The sequence below is a fragment of the Halobacteriovoraceae bacterium genome (assembly GCA_020635115.1).
Classification (GTDB): domain Bacteria; phylum Bdellovibrionota; class Bacteriovoracia; order Bacteriovoracales; family Bacteriovoracaceae; genus JACKAK01.
Genome location: JACKAK010000007.1, coordinates 295,236 through 317,695, shown reverse-complemented (window position 1 = coordinate 317,695; position 22,460 = coordinate 295,236). Strand labels below are relative to the sequence as shown.

18 protein-coding genes are annotated in these 22,460 nt (G+C 33.1%); 9 read left to right on the top strand and 9 right to left on the bottom strand.

The features are described from left to right. On the top strand, positions 1-482 hold a 482-nt coding region (locus tag H6622_13205; protein MCB9062473.1), incomplete at its 5' end, for an outer membrane lipoprotein-sorting protein. Between the two features lie 252 nt (positions 483-734). On the opposite strand, the gene H6622_13200 is transcribed toward H6622_13205, so the two are convergent. Then, a complete protein-coding gene (locus tag H6622_13200; GenBank protein MCB9062472.1) occupies positions 735-2,000 on the bottom strand; it encodes a glycosyltransferase in 1,266 nt (421 codons plus the stop codon). Between the two features lie 121 nt (positions 2,001-2,121). On the opposite strand from H6622_13200, the gene H6622_13195 reads away from it, so the two are divergent. Then, entirely contained in the window at positions 2,122-4,023 is a 1,902-nt protein-coding gene (locus H6622_13195; protein MCB9062471.1) for an ABC-F family ATP-binding cassette domain-containing protein, read from the top strand. Here the strand turns inward: H6622_13195 and H6622_13190 are convergent. Both H6622_13190 and H6622_13185 read right to left on the bottom strand, forming a co-directional pair. Beyond that, positions 4,020-4,445, bottom strand: coding sequence for a hypothetical protein (locus H6622_13190; protein MCB9062470.1), 426 nt, complete (start codon positions 4,443-4,445; stop codon positions 4,020-4,022). The genes H6622_13195 and H6622_13190 overlap by 4 nt on opposite strands. A 127-nt stretch (positions 4,446-4,572) precedes the next feature. Continuing rightward, positions 4,573-5,229 (bottom strand): hypothetical protein, encoded by a 657-nt coding sequence (locus tag H6622_13185; protein ID MCB9062469.1) that lies wholly within the window; start codon positions 5,227-5,229, stop codon positions 4,573-4,575. A 432-nt stretch (positions 5,230-5,661) separates the two neighbouring features. Here H6622_13185 and H6622_13180 point away from each other — a divergent pair, with 432 nt between their 5' ends. After that, positions 5,662-5,937 (top strand): hypothetical protein, encoded by a 276-nt coding sequence (locus tag H6622_13180; GenBank protein MCB9062468.1) that lies wholly within the window; start codon positions 5,662-5,664, stop codon positions 5,935-5,937. 13 nt (positions 5,938-5,950) lie between these two features. Here H6622_13180 and H6622_13175 read toward each other — a convergent pair whose 3' ends face one another. The 4 genes from H6622_13175 to H6622_13160 all read right to left on the bottom strand — a co-directional run bounded on the left by H6622_13175 (position 5,951) and on the right by H6622_13160 (position 11,438). Then, entirely contained in the window at positions 5,951-7,231 is a 1,281-nt protein-coding gene (locus H6622_13175) for a hypothetical protein (GenBank protein ID MCB9062467.1), read from the bottom strand. After that, positions 7,191-8,627: a hypothetical protein gene (locus H6622_13170; protein MCB9062466.1), complete on the bottom strand. Its 1,437-nt coding sequence runs from the start codon at positions 8,625-8,627 to the stop codon at positions 7,191-7,193. Before H6622_13170 ends, H6622_13175 begins: the two co-directional genes overlap by 41 nt. 107 nt (positions 8,628-8,734) lie before the next feature. Then, a complete protein-coding gene (locus H6622_13165) occupies positions 8,735-11,092 on the bottom strand; it encodes a PAS domain S-box protein (protein ID MCB9062465.1) in 2,358 nt (785 codons plus the stop codon). Positions 11,093-11,174: 82 nt separating this feature from the next. Then, positions 11,175-11,438, bottom strand: a complete 264-nt coding sequence (locus H6622_13160; GenBank protein MCB9062464.1) for a hypothetical protein — start codon at positions 11,436-11,438, stop codon at positions 11,175-11,177. Positions 11,439-11,480: 42 nt separating this feature from the next. Here H6622_13160 and H6622_13155 point away from each other — a divergent pair, with 42 nt between their 5' ends. Next, positions 11,481-12,749 carry an ISL3 family transposase gene (locus H6622_13155; protein MCB9062463.1) on the top strand — a complete coding sequence of 423 codons (1,269 nt, stop codon included), beginning with the start codon at positions 11,481-11,483 and terminating at the stop codon, positions 12,747-12,749. 60 nt (positions 12,750-12,809) lie between these two features. On the opposite strand, the gene H6622_13150 is transcribed toward H6622_13155, so the two are convergent. Next, positions 12,810-14,174, bottom strand: coding sequence for a hypothetical protein (locus tag H6622_13150; protein MCB9062462.1), 1,365 nt, complete (start codon positions 14,172-14,174; stop codon positions 12,810-12,812). Positions 14,175-14,363: 189 nt separating this feature from the next. On the opposite strand from H6622_13150, the gene aceA reads away from it, so the two are divergent. Genes aceA through H6622_13135 form a run of 3 tightly spaced genes read left to right on the top strand, consistent with a single transcriptional unit; the run spans position 14,364 to position 19,422 of the window. Further along, complete coding sequence (gene aceA, locus H6622_13145; GenBank protein ID MCB9062461.1) at positions 14,364-17,279, top strand: isocitrate lyase; 2,916 nt, start codon at positions 14,364-14,366, stop codon at positions 17,277-17,279. A 46-nt stretch (positions 17,280-17,325) separates the two neighbouring features. Then, positions 17,326-18,438, top strand: coding sequence for an alanine--glyoxylate aminotransferase family protein (locus tag H6622_13140; protein ID MCB9062460.1), 1,113 nt, complete (start codon positions 17,326-17,328; stop codon positions 18,436-18,438). A 36-nt stretch (positions 18,439-18,474) separates the two neighbouring features. Further along, entirely contained in the window at positions 18,475-19,422 is a 948-nt protein-coding gene (locus H6622_13135) for a CZB domain-containing protein (GenBank protein MCB9062459.1), read from the top strand. Here the strand turns inward: H6622_13135 and H6622_13130 are convergent, their stop codons facing one another. Then, positions 19,423-19,623 carry a hypothetical protein gene (locus H6622_13130; GenBank protein ID MCB9062458.1) on the bottom strand — a complete coding sequence of 67 codons (201 nt, stop codon included), beginning with the start codon at positions 19,621-19,623 and terminating at the stop codon, positions 19,423-19,425. 113 nt (positions 19,624-19,736) lie between these two features. On the opposite strand from H6622_13130, the gene H6622_13125 reads away from it, so the two are divergent. Together H6622_13125 and H6622_13120 are read left to right on the top strand one after the other, a co-directional pair. Then, positions 19,737-21,182, top strand: a complete 1,446-nt coding sequence (locus H6622_13125; GenBank protein ID MCB9062457.1) for a DASS family sodium-coupled anion symporter — start codon at positions 19,737-19,739, stop codon at positions 21,180-21,182. 266 nt (positions 21,183-21,448) lie between these two features. Continuing rightward, positions 21,449-22,150: a class I SAM-dependent methyltransferase gene (locus tag H6622_13120; protein ID MCB9062456.1), complete on the top strand. Its 702-nt coding sequence runs from the start codon at positions 21,449-21,451 to the stop codon at positions 22,148-22,150. Positions 22,151-22,460 lie beyond the last annotated feature (310 nt).

Sequence of the window (22,460 nt, the reverse complement as noted above, 5' to 3'; positions counted from 1 at the left end):
ATAAATCATCTGATCAATTTATTTATTTACCATCACAAAAAAAAGAAAGACGCATTTCAAGTTCTAAGAAAAATGGCCGTTTCGTTAAAAGCGACTATTACTATGAAGATTTGGCCGATCGTGTTCCGTCAAAAGACACACATAAAATGCTTAGTGATGGAAAATATGAGGGTACCGATTGCTACAAACTAGAATCTATTCCTGTTGATAAACACGAAAGTGCATATTCAAAAAAAGTTGCGTGTATAGATAAAAAAACTTTTATCCCTCTTCACGTAAATTTATATAATAAAAAAGGTGAATTAAGTAAAGAATTGAAAGTTAAAGCGATTGAAGAAATAGATGGTCTTCTCTTTATCACACAATCTGTATTGGAAAATAAGGAAAAAAAATCAAAAACTATTCTTCTCGTCAATGACATAAAATCTAATGATAATAGTATTAAAGATTCACTCTTTTCAAGAGATCAGTTGAAATTATAAAGCATTATAAGTTATTTAATTTCCTTGTTTTCCTGATATATGGATCCTCTAGTTATTTTGTAACAACTTCAAAGTTCAAACGTTTTAATTAATTGTTACTGAAAATTTTTATATAATCATAAAAAATTTTAGTATTGAACTGAAGAGTTAAACTCTATTGAGAAATAAGAGTAAAAATATTCATTTGTAAATTTCACATTATTAAAATCAGCAAAATGGAAAATAATAAGTATACCAAATTTTACATGTTTTCTATGGTCTTGTACTTACAAGTCCATTTATAAACATTTCAGTGGCCCTCTCCCATGTGTAAGCTCTTGAAGCTTGCATAATTTCATCTCTATTGAATACTCCATCTTGTATATACTTATAAGCAAGTTTCATATTTTTTTCCAAATTTGGTCCTAATAAACCATTAACTTCATGTTCAATAAAATCCTTAGGCCCATTTAGATTGTAGGCCACGACAGGAAGTCCAAATGCTTGTGCTTCAATAATTACTGTACCTAACACATCATGCTTGGAGGGAAATACAAATACGTCTGAAGCTGATAAAAAATCTGATATTTCTTTATGCGAAACTTCCCCTGTAAAAATGGCCCTAGGGTATTCCTTTTTAAGAGTTTCAAGCAAGGGGCCATCTCCAATGACAAGTTTTGCTCCATCGACTTTTGCATTCAAAAAATTCTCCAATCCTTTTTCTTTAGAAATTCTTCCCAAATAAACATAAACAGGTGGATTAAGTAATCTCAAAGCATGATCTGATAATTTATCAAAGACGGGTCCGCGTTTATTTCTAATTTCATTTCTTGCATTTGGGTTATATTTTAGTTTTTCAAAATCAATTCCTCTTCCCCAAATTTTAGTATTTTTAATTCCATTATCATTTAACTTCTGTTGAGCGGCCTTAGATAAAGTCAAAACAGAAGCAGAGTGATCGTGTACAAATGTCTTGAGAATCTTCCATACCATATCTCTTCTAACACCTAATAACTTTTGGATTACTTCCGGAAATAAAGTTAAAAAACTTGAAGAATATCTCATTTTTCTCTTTCTTGACTCAAAAGTCGCAGCTATTCCCACAGGGCCTTCGGTCAATATATGAATATAATCAGGATTCACTTCATCCAGGTATTGACCAATTTTTTTTGACTGTCCAGGCCTAATCGCAAATTCAATTTGAGAATAAAAAGGTAATTTTGCGGTTTTAAAAAAATGTGGATGAATAATATCAACTCTGTAACCTTTTTTCTCAAGCTCTTTTTTGGTATGCATTTGAGCATTAGTTACACCACTTGTGTAATTAATCGTTGTATCTGTAAAAATTGCGATGACACCTTTTTGGCCCCGATCAGGATTTGAAATTAATTTGTTAAAATCATCTTCATAAATACTAGATACAGGATCTGAAGGTCTTATAATTCCTTTAAACAACTTTGCACATTCTCTTAGTGAATATTGGGCCATCCCTGTAAGTGGTGAAACTGAAATAAGAAAAACTAATAAGTATCGAAACATCCTTGCATCCATGTAGAAGTCCTTTATTATCAAGTATAATAGCTCAGTCTTCTTTGTAAACAAAAGTAATTTGATTTAAAACTTTTATTGACTTTATCCGTCAGGCCGATTACTTTTGGCCATGTCGATTATATGTTCCTTAAAAAACCTTACATTAACCTATGGCCATAAAAGAATCTTTGACTCCGCTCATTTTAAAATTGAGCATGGAGAGAAAATTGGACTTATTGGGCCAAATGGCTGTGGAAAATCTTCTCTCTTAAAAATAATATCCAAAAAAGTTTGTCCAGATATTGAAAATAGTTCTTTTGTTTTTTCTCAAGCTAGTTCAAATCAGGGAAGGGAATTAGAATTTTCAGTTTGTTTGATTGAACAAAGCTTTAACAATCCCCTCACTCCAGTTAGCATATCTGACTATTTTTGGTATTCATATCCAGAACAAAAATTACTTGTAGAAGATTATCATTACTCTCACTCAGAAAAGACTCTTTCACAGATTGAAAATCTCAGAATTTGGGAGAGACAAACAGAGTATGAATCATATCTTAAATATTTTGGTTTCAATGATCTTACAATGACAACTGAAAATTTGTCTGGTGGAGAACAAAAAAAAATACAATTGTCACTGGGTCTCACAAGTCAAAGCAATTTAATATTATGGGACGAACCTACAAACCATCTTGATATTCAAACCATTGAGCTACTAGAAGATGAGCTCATTAGAACTAAGAAAACAATTTTAATTATTTCTCATGATAGATATCTCCTTTCAAAAGTTTGTACAAAAATTTTAAATATTCAAAACGGTCAAATTGAAGAATACAATGGCAATTATGCTGATTATTTAGAGTTTATAGGTGTTAAAGAGGAAGAAAGATTAAAGAAACTTGTAAAACTAAAAAATACTCTTCGAAGAGAAACTGAGTGGATGCGACAAGGAATTAAGGCCAGAGGCACCCGAAGTAAAAAACGTGTTGAGAATTTTGATAATTTATCCTCTAAAGTACAAGACTTGAAGAACCAAGCTAAAAAAGGATTAGAGCTTGATATTAATAAATCTCATCAGAAAAACAAATTATTAATTTCTGGTAAAAATATAGAAATGTCCTTTGGAGAAAAAAATCTGTTTCACCCATTTGATTTTGAAATCTATAGAGGAGAAAAGATCGGTCTTCTAGGTGATAATGGTGTCGGAAAATCAACTCTTGCAAAAATTATTAGTGGAGAAATTTGTCCAACAAATGGTGATTTAAAAATTTCAGACCATTTGAAAATTTGTTATTTTTCTCAACGTAAAGAAGACATTGATCAACAAAAAACACCTCTTGAAATTGTCGGCCAAGGTAGAGAGTTTATTACTTTTGAGAATGGGCGTTCAACCCATATTAATAGTTATCTTCAAAATTTTGGGTTTAACCAAGATATGGTAAACCGAAAATGTGAAACATTTTCAGGTGGTGAAATCGCACGACTACAGCTGGCCAAGAATTTAACTATGCCAGGAGATATTTGGATTTTTGATGAACCAACAAATGACTTAGATATTGAAACAATTGAGGTTCTAGAAGATACATTAGTAAATTTTCAAGGTACGATTATTTTAATTTGTCATGATAGGAGCTTCCTAGAAAATGTGACAACCCAGATTTTCAATATTCATGATCAGTCGGTTGATTTTTTTAGTAGTGGACTAACACAAGTTCTCCCCTATTTAGAAGCTTTAAAGGCAGAAAAAGAACTTACGGATAATGTAGAGGTCCCAAAAATTATTCAAGACAAATCTTTAAAAAAAGTAAAACTCTCATACGCCCAAAAGAAAAGAATTGAAGAACTCCCTAAACAAATAGAACAGTTAGAAAAAAAGTTAACTACTTTAGAAGAATCAATCTCTAACTTTGATTACACGAGTCTCAATCTAGAAAAATCTGAAGAGCTGGCCAATCTTACTTCGATGCGTGATCAGACAGAGAATGTTCTACTTGAATTAATGGAAGAACAAGAATTATTATCCGAGTTAAGTTAACAACTTTTCTTTTTTACTGAGTAAAATTCTTTGCGGTTAAGCAATTCAGCACGAGATACTTCTTGTTTAATCATAAAAGTTAATTCAGCTAAGTTTTTTTCATCATAGATGACTTCGCAAATTCTCTTACTTAAATCCATATAAGTAATAAACATTTTTATAGTTTTTTTCTTACCTGTTTCATTATTACTGTCTGAGGCCATATAAGCTATTTCTTTAAGGGCCAGAGTATACTCAGCTATATGTTTAAAACCAAGTGTCGCCGCTGTGCCATAGATTCGATCTACCATTTGACCTAGAGACTCAAAGTCGGTCGTACTTTCCATTTTAGTTTCAATCAATTTTGAAATTTTGATAGACATCTCTCGGTTAATCTCTGTCATTTCAGCAACAAACTCATCTAACATCTCTTTATCTAGCATAACTTCTCCAAATAAACTTGATGTTATTATTTTCACATGAGTGAAGTATCCCTGCCAAAGTAAAATATTTTCCTAGAGAAATTAAGAGGAGGTATCTACTCCTCTTAATTAGGTCGAAATGAAGATCTTAATAAGCGTAAATCCGGTCTCCGCAATTGACTCGTATATTATAATATGAATCATAATAATACTCTCCATAATAACAAGGAGTCCCATCCGGAAATCTATCATCATAATAGTGTCCGCTACCTCCTGTATTTACAAGTGCAACTAATCCAATTAATAAGAGAGCGGCCCCTACGATTATTAATACTTCTTCGAAGGATCCTGCCCTTGAAGACCAAGCTGGGGCCTTATTTATCTCTTCGGCAAAAGCTCTTGAAAGATTTTGAGTGGCCTGAGCAATAGAAATTTTTCCAAGTTCTAATGAATTCAATTGAGCTTCAAGTTCCAATTTCAAGGCTGGATCAGTCACGGTCTCATAGGCAACAGTATATACATCTTCTCCTGTTAACCCTTTAGATTGGAGATCAGTTAAATTTTCTAAAAATTGTCTTTTAACGATAGCTCTTTTTTCATGATCATCTTTTCTAAGTAGACTGAGTTTACCATTAAGTTTATTAATCGCCTTTTCTAATTCGATTTTCAATTCTGAATTACTTAATCTTACCTCTTCATTTTCAGCTGTGTCATAAGCACTAAGTTTTGGATTAAAAGCAAAAACCATTGCTAATGATACAATATATATAAAATTCATCCTTAGTATCCTAGTAATTATATCCATTATTCCTCCTATTGAGATTATTAATATAGTATTATTTATATTTAATATTCTCACTTTTTCACGACGCAATATTAAGACTTGATCGTTTGTAAGAATTTTTGAGGTTATTTTATAGAAAGATACAAAAAAATCTGAATTTTGTTAGATCTATTTGTATTATATCTCATTTTACTTATTCACTCATATAAGGCTGTAACTTTAGAAGGTATTATTATTTTGATTCAATACAACGACTAAGACATTATTGGCCATTGAACTTATGCACAAAGGTGGCCAAAATCGTTGCAAATTCAAAGTTTTGTCCGACATTAGGGGGTTTGACAGGGTCGAAGTTGTCTTTGAAACGGTTCAGGAAATTGTTAGGAGTATATTGCGTGTCAGAAAGTATTATATCAAAGTATATTTTACTCTTGCCGGCCATGTTTCGTTATTTTGCATAATAAGATTTATCATTTATTTGAAACTGAAAGAGTAATCAATATAAACTATTCTACACTGGCCGAAAATTTAAGATCAAGACTTATTACAAAAGGTCTTGTTGAAAAGAATATACTTGCTGCTATACCTGACAGTCAGATCATTGACTGTTATATTACTTGTTCATGCTGTGGTGAAAAATCGGTGAAATCAAAAACTGCTTTGGATCAAATAATACTCTCCTCAAAGAATGTTGAGGAATTTCTTGAAAAAACAAGAGTGGCCCATTAGTTTTTTATCTTAACTAGTATAAACCTCTATAGCTAAATGCAGTCAGCATAAGTACTTGGTCAGCTTCATCACAATAATCAACTTTTTGACAGGTATTAATAAGAGCAGCAGTTAAATCAACTTCAATATTACTTTCTGCATCGAGCATTTTTCGTGAATCAAAAATAAGTTGATCAACTTCTTTAGAAGTTTTTCCTGAAGCTATAAGTGTTTCTCTTATGTCCCAAAGTAAAGTCATAACGAAATCAAGATGTGAATTATTCTCTAATTCTAATTTTCTTTCGTAAAATATTTCACGATCGGCATGTTTTTCTCTAGCATTACTGTAATCTGAATTATGACCAAGTTCTTTACTGCCTAAAATCCTTGCTGCAAAATAATTAGCAAATCCCTCAACAACAGGATTTCTGGTTTCAGTCGGTAAATAATCACTTAAAACATGGTGAACATATTCGTGATATGAAACTTCAGGGATCATTGCAGCATCTACATAATAATCAGCAGTTTGTCTAAATAAGGCCACGTAAGTATGAAGTCCTTGGTATGCACTTTCAGCAATCGCTGATTGAATAAGAGGCGTTCTCATTATGTATTCAAAATTTTCAGATATACTTCCAGGAGAAACAATTACCATGAGGAACTGTTTAAATGTAATATCATGAGTTCTGTCTTTGAAAATACCAAATACTTGAGCAACGGCCTGTGTGTTAACATCAAATTGCACAGGGACTTGTTCTACTTTCATAGGATGATACCAAGTTTCAGGATCCCAAGGTTTGATAACTTCGCCAAGTTCGTTTTCTTCACCAATCATTATATCGTGAACTCCATCCTCTTTCGTTCCTGGAATAGTGTATGCTTGGTTGTATACTTCATCATCAGAACGATCGGGCCAATCTGGTTCAAAGTGAGTTAGTTTGTTAAATTTATTTTTGATATCGATACGAATTGTAATTTTTGGATGAACATTAATAAAATCTGATTCAAAATTGTCTTTAAAAAATTTCCTTGCAATTTCGAAATGATAATAGACAGTTGCTGCTTTGAGAACAAGTGCATCATTTTCATTTTTAAAAGAAATAGGATTTTCGTCTCTGCCTTCAACAATTCTAAAATAATCTCCATCAAATTTACTACTTGAGTCTAAATTAGGAAGTCCCCTCATTTGAGGTTCTTCACCATTTTCAATGAGAACCTTGAATTTTTTGTCCCCCCAAAAAAAAGAAGAACAAAGACATGAAATTAAAAGAAATTTAAAAATAGATACCAATTTTCTTGCCTTTATCGTGTCCATTTTTCTCATCCGTGGCCTGTATTGCCAATACTCCAAATAAAACAAGCCACTGCCATTCAGCAGGGAGAAGAACAGTTGTTACAACAGCATATTCTTGATAGAACTTGATCAATTTTTGTCTGGTAGTTTCTTGAGGCTCCCAAATGATTTCAGCTTTTTCTAAAGCTTCAATTAATCGATCTGAAAAATATCCTAACTCTGCTCCCACTGCGAGTAAGTCTAGATATTTAACCGTATCACCTTTTTCGGAAAAACTAGGCATAAGATTCAAATCTTCAATTCCTCTAAGTGTTTTTGCAAAGGCATAGTCTCGTATCTGTGATTTTCTTAGATATTCAGAGTGGATAATATCACCATTTTCGTCGGTCACTTTAATTTCAACCTTAGATGAAGTGATGATATCTTTTAATTTTAGCAACGTACCTTTGATCAAATTAATTTGATTCTCATTAAATTTGTCATACAGTTCTTGCCTTACAGTTTGAATTTTATCTTTAAATTGTTTTGCGAGATAATTCGATTTTCCAGTTTTATACTCAGGATTATGTAGTGTAAAAAATTTTTGAGCATTGATAATATCATAAATTTCAGTACTGTTTTGATCAAATTGTTTTATCCGACATGCTTCTAAAAGCTCCCATAGATCTTTAGAAATCATTTTTTTGTGAAAGAGAAAAAGTAAAGAAGCAAATATCTTATAATTATATCTTTCCCTAAGAGTCGGATCATTTGTGTATTTTATAATTTCAGTTGTCTTAAATCCTACACCGACTCGAAAAGAACTTGAGGCCAAACGATCAAAAAGACCAGGAACTCTCTGTCCCTCACGTCCAATCCATCCTGTTAAAAGTCTCAAGAAGTTAATATGTTCTGGCAGTTCTCCATCTTCCCATTTTTCATAGAGGTTCATCCATTGTTTAGCAATTTCTTGAATTTCATCAACAGAGCTGCCAAAAGGATAGGGAAAATGTTCTTTCTTAAAGACTGAAAGTGGATATGCCGACAAATCGTCTCTTTTATCGAATATACTTTTTGCCTTAAGAATTTTTTCAAGAATAAGATCGTCAATTTTATTTTGAGATCGGAGACCATAGATATACATCATATAGTCACTGAATTTACTTCCAAAAAAATTAAAATTAAAAAATTTTGAATCCTCATAATCAAATAGTAACTTTATAGAATCTCCCTTTTCTATAATTTCCTTTAGAATTTCTTCTTGGGTTGACCTGATTTCATTCATATCATGATCTTGATAAAATTCATCAAGTTCATCTTTTACTTCTTGAGTAAGATAAATTGAATGAGATTCACGGACGACAATTTCAGTCTCATTAGCGCTGAGTTTACTGACATACGAGAGGACTAATAAGAATTGTAAAAAAATTATTTTCATGACTCTTATTTATTAAGATGACTTTCTTCTGACAATGTAGACTTTTTAAAATTGTAATAAATACTATTTGGAAGTAGGCTAGAAACTAAATAAATTTAACCTAAATTTTATGCTGTTTTCTTTTCTGCATACTTTGCTAGAATAAATTTTAATTTTTGATGATTGATTGGCTTAGACAAAAAATCATCCATACCAATTTTAAAACATCTTTGTATATCCTCAGGCATTGCACTGGCCGTTAAGGCAATGATGACGGGACGATTTTCCCCATATAATTCTATTATTTTTGTAGTGGCCATAAATCCATCTAAGATAGGCATGTGGCAATCCATAAGTATAAGTTTAAAACTTTGTTCTTTCAATTTTTCGATGGCCTCTAGCCCATTTGAAGCAATTTCAAAATGATGGCCCATTTTAGTCAGCATACTACAAACTACTTTTCTATTTATTTCATTATCTTCAACAACTAGGATATTTCCGGATTTGTCTGCCTTTTTATCCCTCTTAATTGTGGAAGTTGGAACTTTCGCTGACAATTTATCAAGATACTTAACTCTTAATTCAATTTTAAACTCTGCTCCACCTTTTGGTAAATTCTCCACTGAAATTTCACCATCCATCAAATTCATCAACTTTTTACATATGCTTAATCCAAGTCCTGTTCCACCAAATCTTCTCGTAGTTGAACCATCTTCTTGGGTAAAGCTTTCAAAGATTTTTAATTTGTTTTCTTCATTTATTCCTATCCCTGAATCAGCTACCGAGATGCTGATTTTACATTCATTCTGGTTAAAATCATGTGCACTTAAAAACACTTTCACATGTCCCTGGTGTGTGAACTTAACAGCGTTATTCAAAAGATTATTTACAACCTGTTCGATTTTTATTTTGTCTGCCAAAACGAATGATGGTACATCTTCTTTAATATCTAAATCTATTGAAATCTCTTTATTTTTAATAGATGCTTTGTGCAAAGTGATACAATTTTTAATTAACATTTTTAAATCAAACTCAACTATATCTAATATCATTTTCTCAGCTTCAATTTTTGAAAGATCTAATATATTGTTTATGATCTCTAAAAGTGCATCTGAACTTTCTTTTATTACCATCAAATCATCTAGAATCTGTTGATCAAGATTTTCAGATAGCAATATTTCTGTCATCCCAACAATTCCATTCATTGGAGTACGGATTTCATGAGACATATTTGCGAGAAACTCGGTTTTAACTGCTAATGCTTTTTCAGCAATATTTCTGGAATCAATTAGTTCTTTTTCTTTTTGTTTACTTTCTGAAATATCTCTGGCCATTCCCATATAACCAGTAACAATACCATCTTTATTTTTAAGTGAAGTGATATATAGAGAAACAGGAAACCTCGTTCCATCTTTTCGAATGTATGTCCATTCATAAAAGTTTTGTAAACCATGGTCTGTTAAACATACAAATGTATGAAAACCAGGCACTATTTTTCTTCCCAATATTTTTGAAAATTCTTCTGATCTCTTCACTACTTCATCAAAATCGTGAAATATAGCAGGTGTTTGTTTGTTTATCATTTCTTGTGCACTATAACCCAGAATATTTTCAGCAGCTTTATTAAAAGTTACAATTGTCCCTTCGAGGTCGCTAGCGATTATTGCGTACCCTGAGTTTTCTTGAATAATTTCCTGAAATTGTAGTGCTTCGTTAAGACTTTCAAGAAGTTTATTTTGTTGTATTTCAAACATCTTTTTTTCAGTGTTATCCCAAATATATGCAATAAACACAGAATGTCCTTCAAAGTTTCCTTTTTGAAGTCTTATTTCTACGCAATATGTACTTCCATCTTTTCTTTTATGAATGGTTTCAAAACTTATTTTATCCGTTTTGTTCTCAATTAAAGGTTGAATTATTTCTCGAAATTTTTCTTCATTTATCTCTGGTTTTATATCCAGTGGAGTCATTTTCAAGAGTTCTTCTTCGCTATAACCAATATTTTTTCTAGCTTCATTATTTGTATAAAGAAATTTTAGAGTGTGATAATCAAATATAAAGATTTCATTGATTGAATCTTCAATCAGCCTACTTTTAGATTCTAAATCACTACTTACAGCTTTACTTACAGAGTAGCTAATATCTTCAATCGAAGACCAAATATACTCCATGCCATTGAGTTCAATAATCTTACCATTAAGTCTAACAGGAATTAGACTTCCATCCCTATGGATGTATTCTTTATCATAAGGGCCATATTTTTTTATTTCTGCTAGAGACTTTAGTTGTTCTTGTTCTTGAGGGTTATATTTTTCAGGAGTGATATCCCAACAACTCAATTTGTAAACTTCACTTTTTGAATATCCAATTAGTTCAGCATAACGCTGATTAACATACAAAAGATTTCCCTGCATATCATTTATAGCTAGAGGAACTTCCAAAGCTTCAAAAAGTTCTATATGTAAATCATCTAAAAAATTGATCATAAGATCTAATCGGGATGAAATACCAAGACTTTAGATGGAAAAACAATACTCCTCTAAAGAAATTAATTCGTTTTTTAGGATCTTAATCAAAAAAGTTGATTTTAGGGAAACCAATAATTGACTCAGCATACTCGTCAATATTTTCAGGTCTTAAGTTGTCCAGGTCCATCTCAGGTTTTAAAAACAAAAAGAATAATGCATCTTCTTCCCATTCCTTATAATCTTTATCAGGAATTTGATCCCTTATTTCTTCAAAAAAATCTGAATGTTTCAATCTTAATTTGGGCATCTCAATAGACCCTATTCTACATGGGCCTTCTTTTCTCTTATACGATTTAAACTTCATTGTTATCCTCTCTTTATACTTAATTTTTCAAAGGATTGAACTATGAGTTTACGACGTATTCACCGTTACTGCATCCCTGGTTTTGACGTGACAGACACTAAAGAGTGGTTAGATAAAGGCTTTATTGAGATATTTATCAAAGATGGACGTGAAGTTAAACAGTGTTCCAGGTGTTGTCATGAGCTTGATGCAGCCAAAGTTAGCGAGCATAAAGTCAAAGTTCGCACAATGGATATTCATGGTTTTAAGGGATACTACATCTTTAAAAGAACTAAGCATCGATGCGGTAATTGTAAAAAAATTAGAACTTCTAAAATTGACTGGATCTCTGAGGAGACTCCGCACGTAACCGAGGAATATGCTTGGTGGTTAGGACGTCTTTGTGAGATTACTCCAGTCTCTCGGGCCGCTGAGTTCACTGGCAATGATCCTATGAGTATGTGGCGGTTTGATTTTAAAAGAATGAAGCGGATGTTTCAACACTACAAGATCCCAAAGGTCAGGAGGATTTGTGTAGACGAAGTCTATGCCAGAAAGAAAAAGTATCATGCCAAAGAGTCCAGGGATAAACGCTTTTTCACGATAATCTGTGACTTGGACACTAGGAGGGTTATTTGGGTGTCTGAAAGCCGCTCTAAAGAAGCACTTAATGAGTTTTTTCATGTCATGGGAAAAGAGCGCTGTGAAGAGATTGAAGTTGTAGCGGCAGATCAGTTTGATGGATATAAACTTAGCGTGAAAGAGAACTGTCCCAACGCTATTTTTGTATGGGATCGTTTTCATATCATGCAGACGTTTCAAAACTATATTAATAGTGAGAGACAGTGGTTAAATGAGCACATGTGCAAAGGAGAACAAAAGAGACTGACTCGTGGCAAATTTAAACAGTTATTCACTAAAAAATCTGATCGAAGAACAAAAGCTGAGAACCGGCATATTCGGGAAGTCATGAGAGATAATGAATATTTTGTTTACCTAGAACTCATTAAAGAAGGTATGCACCAGATATTTGAATCTGCTTCAGCTCCGGAAGCAAGAGCAAAGTTTGAAGAGATGGGGGAATGGATAAATCAAGCAGGGATCTTCTATGAACTAAAAAAATGGTGGAAAACGTTTGATGATGGATGGGATACATTCAGAAACTACTTCAAATACCCTGTTACCTCATCACTTTCAGAAGGAATAAACAACGTCATCAAAACAATAAAGAAAAGAGCTTATGGTTATAGGAATATGCAGTATTTTAAGCTTAAAATCCTCCAAGTATGCGGATTTTTGAACTCTAAGTGGGTACCAATGAATTTTCAATAACTTCAACTTTTTTGTTAGAGAGGCGTTTTTTATCGACGATACCAGTGAGATATATTCAAATTATTTGATGAATTTTTCACTACATGTTTTATAAAACCTAGTATGATAGTAGGTTTTCATCTTTCTAAACCAAGTAAAATTGTAACTTTCTAAAAGTCCCCAAATGCTGACCATACCTAGCCCAACCCAACCAGCGATTGTAAAAGAATGTGCGGCCATTGAATCCAAATATAACAAAGCAATTGGAGTCATTAAATGAAGCATTTTCAATGAAGCTAATATATAGTTCGAGGAAATTCTCATAGTGAAGATTCCCTTACGCATCAATTCTAAAGAACTTACTTTCAAATCAATATATTTTTTAGCATATTCCTTTTGTTTCATCGTTATTTTTTCACCTACTACAAAATCATATGCCTTTTCACGGGCCTCTAAGATTTTTTTCTTTTTATTAGTATCAACCTCGCTAAAAATTAAATCGATATTTTTTTGTATTAGAATCGGTAAATGTTCTTGTGCCATTGAAGAAGCTTTATCTAATTGAACTGTCGATTTATGTGCAAGGTCAGCAAACTTTTTATTGAACCCCGATTTCGCAATCCCTGTTTTAACAGAACTTAAAAAACCGTTACCAATTATGGCAAAGTTCATTACACTCAAATCAAATAAACTCACTACCACAACTGCCGTAATTGCTGATTCGATAAGTGATGTTGATAGAATAGACCATTTAGTATCGCTAGAGATAATAAGTTGTTCACCAGGAGGGTTTTCTTCTATCTTTTGGATTTGTTTGTATTTACCAGTAAATCTCTTAACTCTATCTAAACTTCCTATAAATCCCCAGGCCCAGGCCCATATAGCTAAGTATGGTGCTACATAATTTATTTCTACACTATTTTGAATACCTTTAATCGCAATTGAGTTGAGAACAGTTCCCATAATCCAAGCTTCAACTAGGAAAGTCTTACGATTCACATCCCATTTCCAAAATTTCAATCTCTCCCATTCTTGTGAAAAAACTTTTGGCAAATGTGTAAAAAATGTTTTGCCGGGTAATAAGTTTAACATTTTTTTAGAAATCTCTAGTTTTTCGTTGGGAAATTTATCGTAAATTCTATATTTTTGAGTTTGATCTTCGAGTTGTAGCTCTATTCCCTTTTTGTAACCATTTAATTGATTTTTTTCTATTAAGGTTCCGTTAATTTCAAAACCCAATTCACTCAAACGAACGAGTACTTTTTTAAGTTCAAAAGGAATTTTTTCGTCTTTAAAATGAATCACCGAAACTGTTCTTAGGTGATGAGGTATCTCAGTTATTTTTGAGACAAAATCTTTATCATTAAGTTTTTCGTAGAGTTCAGAAAGTCTTGAACCTGCTAACAAATTAAAGCTTAGAAAAAATGCGATGATTGCGAATTTCATTTTAAATCTCCAAAATAGTAAGATGCACCCTAGCACAGCTCATTTCACACTTCATTGAAAGATGCGTTGAAATTTTTTAATCATTTTCTGACAAAGATAAAGCGAAATTTCGCTTTATCTTTTCAATTAAACGTGGTTAAAATGTTCCTGCTTTAAAACCAAGGTCATTCTTTCACGGAGGTAGAAGATATGAGCTATGTTCCACTTTCAAGACACGTAGAGTTGTCTGTTATTGCAAACAACAATAGATCCAAGTGTCTTTTTACAAATGAGTTTCAGGATTTACTCGTTCATCTTCATAGAAAGTTTGATAATCAGAGAAAATTTTTATTAGCTGAAAGACAAAAAAAACAAGCTGAATATGATTCTGGAAAGTTACCAAAGACTGAATCAATTGATCCAAAATCAAAGGGAGACTGGAAAGTATCAAGTATTCCAGCTGATCTGCAACAAAGACGTGTTGAGATTACAGGTCCAGTTAACGATACTAAAATGGTTATCAATATGCTATCTCGAAATTCAGCAGGCGCTAGAGCTGACATGGCCATGGTGGATTTTGAAGATTCCATGAAGCCCTCTTGGATAAATGTAGTAGATGGTATTTATAATGTAATAGGTGCTTCTAAAGGAGAATTGAGTTTCCGAAATTCCAGTACAGACAAAGCTTATCAACTCGATTCTACTGATATGGCCGGACTCATGGTTAGAGTACGTGGACTTCATTTACAAGAAAATAATGTAAAAGTTGACGGTGAATTTGTCTCAGCTGGGCTTTTTGACTTGGCGATGAATTTCTATCAATCTGCACAAAATTTAATTGAAAGAAAAAAAACTCCCAAATTTTACGTCCCTAAAATTGAATATCCCTTGGAAGCTCGCTGGTGGAATTCTGTCTTTAGTGATTTAGAGACACAACTTGGCCATAATATTGGAACACTTAGAGCGACGTTTCTCATAGAAACCTTAACTGCAGCGTTTAATATTGAAGAAATTCTCTATGAAATTCGAGAACACGCTGTTGGTATGAATGTGGGACGTTGGGATAAAATTTTCTCAGATATAAAAACCTTAAGAATGCATCCAGATAAAATAAGTCCTGACAGGGCCGAAATCAATATGAAAAAATTTTGGATGGAAAATTATGCTAAAAAATTAGTTAATATTTGCCACAAACATGGGGCCTTTGCCATAGGTGGAATGTCTGCTTTCACTCCTGGAAAAGATGAAGAACTCAGGTCCCAACAAACAAAAAAAGTGACTGATGACAAATCTAACGAATTTAAATTAGGCCATGACGGATGTTGGGTGTCACATCCCTATTTTATTGGCCCGGCCCTAGAATGTTTTCCAAAGAAAAACCAAATTGACTTCATTGATAAAAACTTTAAGGATGAAGACAAACTTATTATGGAAGGTAGTGGCCCTCGGACGTTAAGCGGATTAAAAACAAATATTCAAGTTGCCATAGCATATTTACTTGGATGGAGTGATGGCCTAGGGTGTATTGCCCATAACAACTTAATGGAAGATTTAGCAACTTTAGAAATTTCCAGAGCACAAGTTTGGCAATGGTTGCACTACAATGTAAAACTAGAAAGTGGTGAAATTGTCACGCAAGAATTTGTAGAGCAACTCTTTGATGAAGAATATAGAGAATTTTTAAAAGAACTCAAAAAAAGAGATCTTGATCAAGAAACACTGGACTATGAAATATTGAGACTTGGCAAAATAACATCAGAGGCCAAAGCTCTCTTTACGGCGAAAGAACTGGCCCCATTTCTTACAACTGTATCACCAAATGAATCACACCGAGTAATTACTAATAAAAGGATTGAAACTATGGAAGAAGCTGCAAGACTAAAAGAATTATGGGAAAAAGACTCTCGATGGCAAGGAGTAAAAAGAGACTATACTCCTGCAGAAGTTTTAAAACTTCGAGGTTCTTATAAAATCGAACATTCAATTGCACGTTTAGGTGCGGAAAATTTATGGAGAGCAATCAATGAAGACTCTTATGTAAATGCCCTCGGTGCATTGACAGGAAACCAGGCCGTTCAACAAGTCAAAGCAGGTCTAAAAGCAATTTATCTATCAGGATGGCAAGTTGCTGCTGATGCAAACTTAGCAGGAGAAATGTATCCAGACCAAAGTTTGTATCCTGCTGATAGCGTTCCATCTGTTGTGAGAAAAATAAATCAGGCGTTAATTAGATGTGATCAACTAGAAAGTACTGAGGGAAATGTCACTAGAGATTGGTTAGTTCCAATTATGGCCGACGCCGAAGCAGGTTTTGGTGGAGTGCTTAACGCTTACGAGCTTATGAAAGCTATGATTGCAGCAGGTGCAGCAGGTGTACACTTCGAAGATCAACTTGCAAGTGAAAAAAAATGTGGCCATTTAGGAGGAAAAGTACTTGTACCTACTTCTGAGTTTATTAAAAAACTTACTGCTGCCCGCTTGGCCGCCGATGTTATGGATGTTCCTACAATTCTGGTTGCTAGAACTGACGCCCAGGCCGCAACTTTACTTACAAGTGATGTTGATGAAAGAGACAGAAGATTTATTGAAGGAGATAGAACTCCTGAGGGCTTTTTTAGAATAAAAAATGGACTTGATACAGCTATTGCAAGGGGACTTGCCTACGCACCTTATGCAGATCTTATTTGGTGTGAAACTTCAACTCCTGATTTAGATGATGCAAAAAGATTTGCAGAGGCCATTCAAAAAGAAAATCCTGGAAAAATGCTCGCCTACAATTGTTCTCCATCTTTTAACTGGAAAAAGAAATTAGATGCCTCAACAATTGCTAAGTTTCAAAAAGAATTAGGCGCAATGGGTTATAAATTCCAATTTGTCACTCTTGCAGGCTTCCATTCTCTAAATTACTCAATGTTCTCTTTAGCGCAAAAATATAAAACTGAAGGAATGACTGCCTACTCTGCTTTACAAGAAGCTGAATTTGCTGCTGAAGAAATCGGCTACACCGCAACAAAACATCAAAGAGAAGTTGGAACTGGTTATTTTGATGCAGTTTCTACAACTATTAGCCAAGGAAAAGCTTCAACTTTAGCGCTTAAAGGTTCAACTGAAGAAGCACAATTTTAATTTTTTACTGGTGGGCCAATTTTAGGCCCACTCTATTGGAGTATACATGGCCTCCTTCTATCCAAAGAAAAGAATACTTTTGGGACCTGGGCCCAGTGATGTGTCTCAAAGAGTCTTAGATGCTCTGGCCAGAGATACGATAGGTCATCTTGATCCTTGCTTTGTAGAGTTCATGGAAGACACTAAAGATCTTTTAAGAAAAACGTTTCTCACAAAAAACAAAATGACTTTTCCACTATCTGCTCCAGGATCAGCTGCAATGGAAATGGCCCTTGTCAATTTATTGGAAGAAAATGACAAAATTGTAATCTGTATCAATGGAGTATTTGGAAAAAGAATGCTTGATATTGCAAACAGAATCAAAGCTAAACCGATTGCTTTGGATTTTGAGTGGGGTAAAGAGATTGATCCAAATGTTCTAAGAGAAACACTAAAAAAAGAAAAAGATGTTAAGGCCGTTGCTTTGGTGCATGCTGAAACTTCCACAGGAGTGTTAAGTGATGCTAAAAACCTTGCACAAATTGCTAAAGAGTTTGGTTGCTTATCTATTGTGGATACTGTTACCTCTTTGGGAGGAATAGAATTAAAAGTAGATGAATGGGAATTAGATGTGGTTTACTCTGGTACTCAAAAATGCCTCTCTGCTCCCCCTGGACTAGCTCCAATTACTTTTAGTGACAATGCAATTGAATCAATTCAAAAAAGAAAAAGTCCATGTCCAAGTTGGTTTTTAGATTTGAACCTTCTCCTTACTTATTGGAATGGAGATGGGGGAAGATCATATCATCATACTGCTCCAATTAACAATTTATATGGACTTCATGAGTCTCTTCTTCAACTACATGATGAAGGACTGGAAAATTCATGGATAAAACATACTAAAATACATAACTACTTTAAAAATGAAATGGCCAAGATAGGTCTAGAGTTTTTTGTGAGAGATGGAGTTCGTCTGCCAAATCTAAATGCGATTAGAAGACCAGAAAAAATAGATGATGCTAAGTTTAGATCATCCCTGTTGAATCAGCACAATATTGAAATAGGTGCCGGTCTTGGACCTATGGCCGGTAAGATTTGGAGAATTGGTCTCATGGGAACTTCTGCAACAAAAACTAATGTTGATGAATTCGTTAAAGCTTTCAAAATAATTACAGAATAACTTGTGAATATTTAGGAATTTCTGCATAATATTTTTATGAATGAAAATAAACTTATAGAAATATTAGAAACTGCTAATGAAAAACTCAAAGATGGTCTTGTGACAATTCAAGAAAATCTTACTGAATCCGTGGCCTACAACAGGGAGACACAAGGAAGTTATAGTGAGATTTCAGGTCATTTTAATAAGTTGGTGGATAGTTCAGATAAAATAGTCAAAAACAGTAACTCTATGAAAACTGTCTTAGGTGAAACCATCCAAAGTGCAAACGAGATGATTGACAGTGTCTTGAAAGTTACAGATTTTCTAAAAGGTATTCAAGAAGTAGCAGAACAGACGAATCTTCTTGCCCTGAATGCCACGATAGAGGCCGCGCGGGCCGGTGAGGCCGGAAAAGGTTTTGCAGTTGTTGCCAATGAAGTAAAGGAACTTTCCAAGCAAACATCAAAATTAGTAAGTGATGTTGAGACTGTTCTTGAAAATATTGGCAAGAGTTCTAAGAAAGTTGAAGATAATATGAATAGAGCACTTGATCAATCAAGTGAAAATAATTCAGTTTTAGATGAATTTAGCCTTAATATTCTTCAAACGAGACAAATCAACAAACTGGCCTTTGAAAATGTCACTAAAAATAGTGATCGAGTATTTGTGACTCTTGCAAAATTAGATCATGTCATTTGGAAAATTAATACTTATCTTTCTATTTTAAAAAAACGTCCAACATTTCAATTTGTTGATTACCATAATTGCAGATTGGGAAAATGGTATTATGAGGGTGAGGGAGACAAAAACTTTTCTCATTTAAGAAGTTATAGAGAACTAGAAAAACCACACTCAGTTGTACACAATGGTACTAAAAAAATACTTGAGGCATTAGAAACAAATAATTATGACCTAGAAAGTTTTATGCACTCTCTCAATGAAATGGAAGAAGGTAGTGTCGGAGTTTTTAAATTTCTCGATAAGATACTTAGTGAAAAATAATTATTTTTTTGCTTTCTTGATAATGGCCTTATAATACTCGTGTTCTTCATGTCCTGGTGCCATCGTTTGCAACTTAAATGAAATTTCATATTTGGCCTTACAGCTTGTACACTTCACAATTTTTTTATTTTGAGAAAAAGGACAATGCAAAGTCATCTGTTTGCAATTTGGACATTCATGGTTTTCGCTTTCTTCTCTCATATTTGCATTTTAAATTGTAAGTTCAGTGATGTAAATATTTTCAAAATCTAAAAATCAATTCAGATGGCCAGAACTAGCGAATTCAGATATTAATTATAAAAAATTGAGGAATTATGAACAAGTTTTTAAAAAGCTCTGAATTAAAAATTATCTCTGTTTTACTTTTTCCCCTAATTATTTCATCACTCTTCATTCCAGATATGACGAAGGCCCTACCTTTATTTATATCTGTTGTTTTATTGTGGTTTACTGAACTCATTCCATTGCCTATAACGGGTATTCTGGTCCCTGTCCTAGCAATTTTTTATGGATTATTACCCACGAAAGAAGCTTTTTCTTCTTTTGGGCATCAAATATTATTTTTGTTCATTGGAAGTTTTATTATGTCTCAATCAATGATAAAACATCAACTCGATAAGAGGGTGTCATATTATTTTCTATCAAAATTCTTTAAAGGAAATTCACTGTCCTATCTTTGTCATATATTTGCACTACTTTGTTTTTTTCTTAGTATGTGGATATCTAATACGGCAACATGTGCAATTGTCGTCCCCATAGCACTTGGAATTATTAATATAATTAAAGAAAAAATCGATGATGAAAATGTAATGCAATCTTTTAAAAACAGAATTTTGCTAACATGTGCATTTTCTTCGAGTATCGGTGGTCTTGCCACTCCAATCGGCTCTCCACCAAACTTATTGGCCATTAGTTATTTGAAAGAGTTAGGAATTACCATCACATTTGTTGATTGGTTAATTATTGGTCTCCCCTTATCATTAATTATGCTTTTTATTCTAGGAGTAATTTTTGAAGTACGCATTCCACTTCACGAAAAAAACCTAGAGGGGATTAATTCTTTTTTTAAAAAAAAATACAAAGAGTTAGGCAGTATAAATATTGCTCAATTGCAAGTTCTTTGTTGCTTTCTGTTGGCCATTTTTTTATGGATTCTTCCTGGTATCATTCTTGAAATTTTTCCTCATTCACATTTTGTGATTGAATTAAATAAGCGTCTACCAATGGGTGCTGTTGCTATATTTTCCAGTTCGCTTTTATTTTTTTTAAAAGAAGAAAATAATAAAAATACGTTCACTTGGGCAGATGCAAGTCAAATTGATTGGGGGACAATACTTCTTTTTGGAGGCGGACTCACTTTGGGGCACATCCTTACTCAATCTGGACTTGCAAAAATAATAGGCAATCATACTTTCAGTTGGATTACTGCTCATTCATCATTGTTCTTTATTTTGCTTCTAGCAGTTATTTTTTCTGTTGCAATGTCCGAACTTAGTTCTAATACTGCTTCTGCAGCAATAGTCATTCCTATACTTTTGGCAGTTTTAAAAGAATATAATATTGTCCAAAACTTTGAAGCTCCAATTATTGCTACTGCATTTGGTGCGAGTTTTGGCTTTATGCTCCCTGTATCAACGCCGCCAAATGCCATTATTTATGGTACAGGTCAAATAAATTTAAAAGAAATGCTAAAAAATGGTGTGATCTTTGATATTTTTGGCATACTGGCGATTTCTTTATATATGTATATTATTTTTTAATTTCAATTTTTTTCTGGATTGCAAATACAAACCGAGGGGCCGAGTTTCACGCGCATATTTGATAAGAATTGTTGCTAATCATAAATATTTATTGAGAAAACTCTTTAACGAATACGTCCATATATCGATATGCCTAAATATAGAGCTATTTTCGATGTCTTAAAAACTATCTCCCTTGTTAGATTTATTTGCAATACTATTCAAAATTTATGTAAAGTAACATAAGAATATTTAGAAGAATAAATTTTCATAAAGGATAAATCAATATGTCCGAATGGCCAAAAACATTTTCAGATTTGACTGAAGAACAGATAAAGATTCGTAATGACTTTATGTATCACTGGCATCAAATTCTCCCACAAAAATATGGTCTTATAGAAAGATTTAACCATTCATGGGGTATCAAAAATCAAAGTTTTTCAAATAAAATTAAAACCCTTGAAATTGGTGCCGGACTTGGTGCACATATCGAATATGAAAATCTAGAAAATCAAGATTATTTTACCCTAGAGTTACGGAAAGAAATGTCTGCTGAGCTTGGCAAACGTTTCCCAAAAGTTACTCCAGTGGTGGGCGATATTCAACAAAGAACTAATTTTGCTGATCATTCATTCGATCGTATTGTGGCAATCCATGTACTTGAACACTTAACAAATCTTCCAAAAGCGCTTATTGAAATGAAGCGCTTACTAAAGCCAGATGGATTTTGCGATTTTGTTCTACCTTGCGAAGGATCGTTGGCCTACAATATTGCGAGGAAAATTTCTGCACAAAGGCTTTTTGAAAGAAAATACAAAACTTCTTATAAGTGGTTTATTGAAAGGGAGCATGTCAGTAATTTAGATGAAATTTTATTCGAATTAAAAAATGTAGGTTTCGATTACAAATGGATTAAGTTTTTCCCTTTTCCTCTCCCTTTACAGTTTTGTAATTTAGTAGTTGGACTACAATGTAGGATTATTCAATAATATGATATTTCAAATATCTTTTTACAGATGTAAAAATAATAGAAGCCCTTTTTTCTAGTTAAATTCAAGTCAAATTGATTGAGGGATAATTCTTCTTTTTGAAATAAGTGTAACTTTACTAAAATCCAACATCCACCCAAAATGTTTACGTTGAATGGATTTTTTTTATTTGCAAAAAAATGGTGTAATTATTGTTTTTTTGTATATAGGCGATTTCCTTGTACTTTTTTCTTTTTGTATAATGGAAGTTAGTTTAAATTATTTGTGTTAATAGAAAATATTTGAAATTTATAACAACTATTCCCATAGA

Coding starts and splice junctions, on each gene's coding strand:
- H6622_13190 (MCB9062470.1), bottom strand. CDS start 4,445: ATGCTAGATAAAGAGATGTTAGATGAGTTTGTTGCTGAAATGACAGAG.
- H6622_13125 (MCB9062457.1), top strand. CDS start 19,737: ATGAACAAGTTTTTAAAAAGCTCTGAATTAAAAATTATCTCTGTTTTA.
- H6622_13170 (MCB9062466.1), bottom strand. CDS start 8,627: ATGAAAATAATTTTTTTACAATTCTTATTAGTCCTCTCGTATGTCAGT.
- H6622_13165 (MCB9062465.1), bottom strand. CDS start 11,092: ATGATCAATTTTTTAGATGATTTACATATAGAACTTTTTGAAGCTTTG.
- H6622_13135 (MCB9062459.1), top strand. CDS start 18,475: ATGAATGAAAATAAACTTATAGAAATATTAGAAACTGCTAATGAAAAA.
- H6622_13185 (MCB9062469.1), bottom strand. CDS start 5,229: ATGGATATAATTACTAGGATACTAAGGATGAATTTTATATATATTGTA.
- H6622_13195 (MCB9062471.1), top strand. CDS start 2,122: ATGTCGATTATATGTTCCTTAAAAAACCTTACATTAACCTATGGCCAT.
- H6622_13175 (MCB9062467.1), bottom strand. CDS start 7,231: ATGGACACGATAAAGGCAAGAAAATTGGTATCTATTTTTAAATTTCTT.
- aceA (MCB9062461.1), top strand. CDS start 14,364: ATGAGCTATGTTCCACTTTCAAGACACGTAGAGTTGTCTGTTATTGCA.
- H6622_13200 (MCB9062472.1), bottom strand. CDS start 2,000: ATGTTTCGATACTTATTAGTTTTTCTTATTTCAGTTTCACCACTTACA.
- H6622_13130 (MCB9062458.1), bottom strand. CDS start 19,623: ATGAGAGAAGAAAGCGAAAACCATGAATGTCCAAATTGCAAACAGATG.
- H6622_13140 (MCB9062460.1), top strand. CDS start 17,326: ATGGCCTCCTTCTATCCAAAGAAAAGAATACTTTTGGGACCTGGGCCC.
- H6622_13155 (MCB9062463.1), top strand. CDS start 11,481: ATGAGTTTACGACGTATTCACCGTTACTGCATCCCTGGTTTTGACGTG.
- H6622_13150 (MCB9062462.1), bottom strand. CDS start 14,174: ATGAAATTCGCAATCATCGCATTTTTTCTAAGCTTTAATTTGTTAGCA.
- H6622_13120 (MCB9062456.1), top strand. CDS start 21,449: ATGTCCGAATGGCCAAAAACATTTTCAGATTTGACTGAAGAACAGATA.
- H6622_13160 (MCB9062464.1), bottom strand. CDS start 11,438: ATGAAGTTTAAATCGTATAAGAGAAAAGAAGGCCCATGTAGAATAGGG.